This window comes from Acidimicrobiales bacterium (genome assembly GCA_035531755.1).
Taxonomy (GTDB): Bacteria; Actinomycetota; Acidimicrobiia; order Acidimicrobiales; family UBA8190; genus DATKSK01.
The window spans coordinates 1-6,021 of record DATKSK010000033.1 but is presented as its reverse complement, the minus strand read 5'-3'; the positions used below and the strand labels follow the sequence as shown (position 1 = coordinate 6,021).

4 protein-coding genes are annotated in these 6,021 nt (G+C 74.0%); 2 read left to right on the top strand and 2 right to left on the bottom strand.

What is annotated here, in order from left to right; all coding sequences use genetic code 11:
* Nucleotides 1-285: 285 nt before the first annotated feature.
* Nucleotides 286-3,039 (top strand): EAL domain-containing protein, encoded by a 2,754-nt coding sequence (locus VMV22_07315; protein ID HUY22135.1) that lies wholly within the window; start codon nucleotides 286-288, stop codon nucleotides 3,037-3,039.
* 100 nt (nucleotides 3,040-3,139) lie between these two features.
* Here the strand turns inward: VMV22_07315 and VMV22_07310 are convergent, their stop codons facing one another.
* Entirely contained in the window at nucleotides 3,140-4,072 is a 933-nt protein-coding gene (locus VMV22_07310; protein ID HUY22134.1) for an aldose 1-epimerase family protein, read from the bottom strand.
* Between the two features lie 89 nt (nucleotides 4,073-4,161).
* Here VMV22_07310 and VMV22_07305 point away from each other — a divergent pair, with 89 nt between their 5' ends.
* Nucleotides 4,162-5,139, top strand: a complete 978-nt coding sequence (locus tag VMV22_07305) for a 5'/3'-nucleotidase SurE (protein ID HUY22133.1) — start codon at nucleotides 4,162-4,164, stop codon at nucleotides 5,137-5,139.
* A gap of 95 nt (nucleotides 5,140-5,234) precedes the next feature.
* Here the strand turns inward: VMV22_07305 and VMV22_07300 are convergent, their stop codons facing one another.
* Entirely contained in the window at nucleotides 5,235-5,432 is a 198-nt protein-coding gene (locus tag VMV22_07300; GenBank protein HUY22132.1) for a hypothetical protein, read from the bottom strand.
* Nucleotides 5,433-6,021 lie beyond the last annotated feature (589 nt).

The window sequence follows — 6,021 nt, the reverse complement described above, 5'->3', positions numbered from 1 at the left end:
CCTGGCCGTGTCGACCGGCCGTCATCGCTGACCGGTGCGCCCCGTTCGGGTGCCGGCGACGACGGACCGGACGCCGAACCGGACATGCTCGCGCCTCCGCAGGGCCCGGGCGGGGGGCTCGCCCCACGGGGTCCGCTCCGGTCGCCACACCCCGACGACGCCCCACCGCCGGGACTTCCGGAGCGCGGCCGTCCCCCGGTGCCGGCCCGCCCCCGACCCCGAGGGGCGAGCCCCGATCGGCCCGAGGCCGGCGCCCGACGCCGGCCCGGCGAGGGGTTCCGGGCCGTGCTCGACGGCTGGTCCGGGGGGGTCGGGCCTCCGCGGCGGGTCGGGGCGCTCGACGAGGTGCGGGTGCAGTCGGTGCGCGTGGGCGTGGCCTCGACGGTGGCGGTCCTCCTCGTCCTGTGCCTCTACGCGCTGCTCCCGGGCCACTACCCGCTGTCGCGCGCCCCGTACTTCACGGCGATCGGCATCGCCATCGCGGGCACCATCCCGGTCGCCCTGCTCCCCTGGGAGGCCGTCGCACGGCGCGGCCTCGCCCTGCCGGTGCTGTACGCGTGGTCGCTGTTCGACATCGCCCTGGTGTCGGTGGGCATCGACGTCAGTGGGGGAAGTCGTTCGGACCTCTACCTCGTCTACCTGTTGCAGTGCGTCTTCATGGCCAACGTGTCCTATCCCCGGCGGGGGCGCATCACCTTGACCCTCGTGACGGTGGTGGCCTACGTCGCCGCCCTGGCCGGGGCCGGCTGGCACATCGGGGCGGCCACCTTGGTGCTGCGGCTGGGCATGATCCTGGCCACGGCGGGGGCGGCCGACCTGATCTCCGTGCAACTCACCGGGGAGCTCTTGCTGCGCGAGCGCGCCACCACGGAGCAGGAGCACCGCGCCGGCCTGTGGAGCCGGGTCGCCGGCCTCGGGCGGCAGCTCGACTCGCTCGACGAGGACGCCATCCTGGCGTGGGCGGTCGACGCCGTGACCGAGCTGGGCCTCGAGGCCGCCAACGTCTGCGAATTCATCGAGGACGGCCGTTCGTTCCGGGTCGTGCACGCCCGGGGGCTGCCCGACGCCTACGTGCACGGCGTCCACCCGTCGGACCGGGGCATGACGGCCCTCGTGCAGGAGCAACGCCGGACGGTCGTGGTCGACGACTACCGCGAGCGCGAGACCGGGCACCCCGAACTGCGGGCAGACGGGTTCCGGACCGTGATCGCCACCCCGGTGTGGGTCGACGGGGCCCTGGCAGCCGCCCTCGTCGGCGGCACGCGCACCCAGCGGACCGTCGAGGACCACGAGATCGCCGCCTTCGAGCTCCTGGCGGCCCACGCCGGGCACGGGCTGCACAGCGCCCGCCGGCTCGAGCACCAGCGCCGCGACGCCGCCCACTTCCGGTCGCTCATCGAGTCGGCGCCCGACGCCATGATCGTGATGAGCACCGACGGGCTCATCCTGGAGGCCAACCACCAGGTCGGCCGGATCTTCGGCTACGACCCCGACGAGCTGGCGGGCCACCCCGTCGAACAGCTCATGTCCCCCCGGGTCCTGCACATCCTGCAGGACTACCGCGCCGACTTCGTCCGCAACCCGCGCACGCTCGTCGTCGGTGACGTGGAGGACGTCGTCGGGGTCCGCAGGGACGGCACGGAGTTCCCCATGGAGCTCGTCCTCGGCCCGATCGAGACGCCCGAGGGCCTGGTGATCACGGCCACGGCGCGCAACGTCACGGAGCGCAGGGAGTTCGAACGTCGCCTGGCGCACCAGGCGACCCACGACCACCTGACCGGGCTGCCGAACCGGTCGTTGTTCGTGGAGCGCCTGTCCGACAGCCTTCGGCAGGCCCAGCTCACCGGCCCCCCCGTCGCCGTGTGCTTCCTGGACGTCGACCATTTCAAGTACGTGAACGACAGCCGCGGCCACACGACCGGCGACGAGCTCGTCGTGGAGGTGGCGCGGCGCATCGAGTCCACCGCCCGCACCGGCGATCTGGTGGCACGCTTCGGCGGGGACGAGTTCGCCGTGCTCGTCGAGGGGCTCGTCGATCGCAAGGGGGCAGTCGCCCATGCGTGGCGGCTCCTCGCCGCCTTCGACCGTCCCTTCGTCCTCGACGGCGTGGAGTGCTTCGTCTCGGCGAGCGTCGGGGTCGGTTTCGGGCTGCGCGGTGACGACCCCAACGACGTGCTGCGGCAGGCCGACGCCGCCATGTACCACGCCAAGCAGAGCGGGCGGGCCCGGGTCGAGGTGTTCGACGAGTCGCTCACGGCCCGGGCGGCCAAGCGCATCGAGATCGAGTCGTCACTGCACCAGGCCCTCCTCGGCGACCAGCTCTCGGTGGCGTACCAGCCGGTGGTCGCCATCGAGTCGGGGGCCATGGTCGGGGTCGAAGCCCTGATCCGCTGGCAACACCCCGAACGCGGCATGGTGCCGCCGCTCGAGTTCATCCCGGTGGCCGAGGAGTCCGGCCTGATCCTCCAGATCGGCCGGTGGGTGCTCGCCCGGGCCTGTATCCAGGCGGCCGAGTGGATCAACACGGTCGGGAGCCCGTCGGGGTTCACCGTGAGCGTCAACGTCTCGAACCGCCAGCTCGAGCACGACCGGATGATCGCCGAGGTCGCCGCGGCCCTCGACGAGAGCGGCCTGCCGCCGAGCTGCCTGGTGCTCGAGATCACCGAGAGCTTCTTCATCCGGGACCTGCAGGCTTCGGTCCGGCGCCTGCAGGCCCTGCGCCGGCTGGGCGTGCGCATCGCCATCGACGACTTCGGCACGGGCTTCTCGTCGCTCAACTCGCTGTCGAGGCTGCCCATCGACGTCGTGAAGATCGACAAGTCGTTCATCGACGCGCTGGGCACGCGCTACGACGCCGTCATCGGCGCCGTGATCGAGGTGGCCGAAGCGTTCGATCTCACGGTGGTGGCGGAGGGCATCGAGCGCGTGGAGCAGCGCGACCGCCTCGTGGACATCGGGTGCAAGCTCGCCCAGGGCTTCTACTTCGGACGACCGGTGCCGCCCGGCGAGATCGAGCAGCGATTCGCCGCCACCCGCTGATCCGGCGGATCGATGCCGTCGAGGACGCCCACGGAGGTCGCCCTCATCCCCGCAGGTCGCCGTCATCGCCGCCGAAGGCACGCGGGGCCGGGACCGTCGATCAGCGCGGCGTGATCCCCCACCGAGCGGCCCACGACGCCCCCGGCTCGAGTCGCACGAGGTCGACACCCGAGCGCAGGGCGTCGGGCGGACAGCTCATGGGCTCGACGGCGATCGACGTGCGCCGGCGGGCCGGGGGCTCGAGGGTGTCCCCCGTGTAGACCATGACGTAGCGGAAGCGCTCGTCCATCCACACCGTCACACCCCGGCCGCCGGGGTCGTCGAGCTCCACGCGGGCCATGCCGTCCCGATCGTGCTGCAGGTCGGTGAAGGCGGTGTCGAGGCGGGTCGTCCCCACCCACCGCCGCGCCGTGAAGTCGAGCTCGCTGCCGGCCACGGCGCCGGCCGAGGTGGGCAGGCCGCGCTCGTCGGTCACGAGCCGCCGCCGGGCCGGCACGGCCAGCGAGGCGGTGTCGATGCTGGCGGTCGAGAGGGTGAGATACGGGTGGAAGCCGACGCCGAACGGCGCGGCCACACGATCGAGGTTCGTCGCGCTGAAGGCGACCGACAGCCCGTCGCGCCCCAACCGGTACTCCACCGCCAGCGACAGGCGCCACGGGTACCCCGGCTGCGGGTGCAGGACGCAGCCGAGCGCCAGGACGTTCTGGGCGCGCGAGGTCACCTGCCACGGGAGCCAGCGCACGAGGCCGTGGATGGCGTTGTGCCGGCCGGGCTCGTCGAGCGCCGCCTGCGCGTCGCGCCCCTCGAAGCTGTAGCGGCCGTCGCCCAGCCGGTTCGGCCAGGGAGCGAGCACCTGCCCGCGCCCGGCGTCGCACAACTCGTCCTCGCCGAAGCCGTCGAGCACCGGCCGTCCGTCCACGGTGTACGAGCGCACGGTCGCGCCCACCTCGGTGACGACGACGTGGTGCCGGCCGTGGCCGATCTCGTATTGCGCCCCGGACGGAGCAACGGTGTCGGTCGTGGTGGCAGGCACGTGGCTGGCTCGTCTCCGGTCGTCGTGCGGGCCGCGGTCGGGGCCTCGATGGCAGGCCGCTGCGCCGGGGGCGGTCTGCGGGCACCGGTATGGTAGACGCCGCGTCGCGCCCCGGCGCCGGTGCTGCGCCGCTGATCGGAGGGCCCGTGCGGATACTGGTCACCAACGACGACGGTGTGCGCGCACCGGGGATCGCCGCGCTGGCACTGGCCGCCGCCGCGAGCGGCCACGACGTCGTGGTGGTCGCCCCTCTCATCGACTACAGCGGGGCCGGCGCGGCCGTCGGGCCCGTCCACTCACGCGAGGGCGTCGACTACGAGGCCCATGTCATCGAGGGCCTCGGGGACATCCCGACCTACGGCATCGACGGGCCACCGGCGCTGGCGGTGATCCTGGCCTGCGTGGGCGGCTTCGGGCCCCGCCCCGACATCGTGCTGTCGGGGATCAACCACGGCATCAACGTGGGCAGGTCGGCCATGCACTCGGGCACGGTGGGCGCGGCCCTCACGGGGGCACACTTCGGGCTCCGCTGCCTGGCGGTGTCGATCCGTTGGGGGGACGATCCCGTGCCCTGGGGGACGCCGGCCGCGATGGCGGCCGCCCTCGTCCCCGTCCTGGCGGCCTCCCCCGGGGGCACCACCCTCAACCTCAACGTGCCCAACGTGGCCCTCCACGAGCTGCGGGGCCTGCGCCATGGGCGCCTCGGCCGGACCGGCACCATCCGATCAGCCGTCCACGTCACCGGAGACGGCAACGCCCCGCTCCCCCACGTGGCGCTCCCGCCGGGGCAGAGCGGCACGCTGCGCCTGGACCTGACGGCCCCGGGGACGAGCACGCGGGTGGGGCCCGACACCGACGCCGGCCTCCTGGCCCGGGACTACGCGTCGCTGACGGCACTCGTCGGCGTCCGTGAGGCCGGCGGCGAGGCGGACGACGTGGTCGACGGCGCCCTCGAGGCGCTCTACGGCCTGCCGGGGGTGGGGGCGGGCGCCGACCCCGCGGACGACGACGCCGGGCGGAGCGGCCGGGGCCGGACCGGGCGCGGCGGGGAGCCGATCACCGACTGACCCCGGCCTGCCCGGTGTCGAGGCGGGCGCCCCGGGGAGGTGCCGCCGCCGTCGCCGTCCCGAAGCACGACGGCTAGTACGGCCCGTCGCAGCAGCTAGTACGGCCCGTCGCAGCAGCTGTCGCGCCACCCGCACGCCGGACAGCGGTAGTGGGCGTGCTCCGGGCGCATGCCCGCACCGCACGCCATGCACACGGTGGACAGGTCCGTCCGGCACCGGCCCGGGGCGCCCGTGGCGGGAGCGCCGGCGCCGGGCGGCGTCGGCAGGCCGTCGGGGGTGGAGGTGCCGGGCACGCGCCGACGTTACCGCCGGGGGCGGCGACCTCGGCGGACCCGATCCGGGCCCCCGAGGCGCTCCGCAGGGGAGGTCGCCAGCGCTGATCCGGCGGGCGCGCCACCGGGCAACCTCCCTGGCCAGAGGGTCGATTCGCGCTCACCGTGAGGGACCGCCACAGGTCTCGGCTTGCGCGCGCGTGCACAAGCGCTTACATTTGCTACCACTCAAGCCATAGGCAGAGTCCATGCGACAGCAGCGGAGGCTGTCGCCCGGGCCCGCGAGGCCCTGCTCAAGTGGACCGCCCCCCGGCCGACCCGTCGCCTTGGTGCCGCGCGCACCTGTGGCGCTCGGCCCCCCACCCTGTCGCCCCCATGCCCCCGTTCACCGACCCGTCGCGTCCACGAGGAGGAAGCGCCTAACGCAGAGCCCCGGGTTGCTCCGTCCGCACCTCGTTCGGACCTGTAGTCAGTCCAGGGCCGCCCGCCCTTCCCGGCGCCGGCTCCGCGAGACGAATGCTCAGACGACGGGCGCCCGCATTCCCAAGCCCACCTGGAGCCCTACGGGGATCCCGTGAACTTCAAGGAGGCGCAAGATGCGGAAGCACCG

What these genes read in the sequence shown, in the direction of transcription:
- VMV22_07305 (HUY22133.1), top strand. Translation starts at nt 4,162, where the DNA reads ATGGTAGACGCCGCGTCGCGCCCCGGCGCCGGTGCTGCGCCGCTGATC.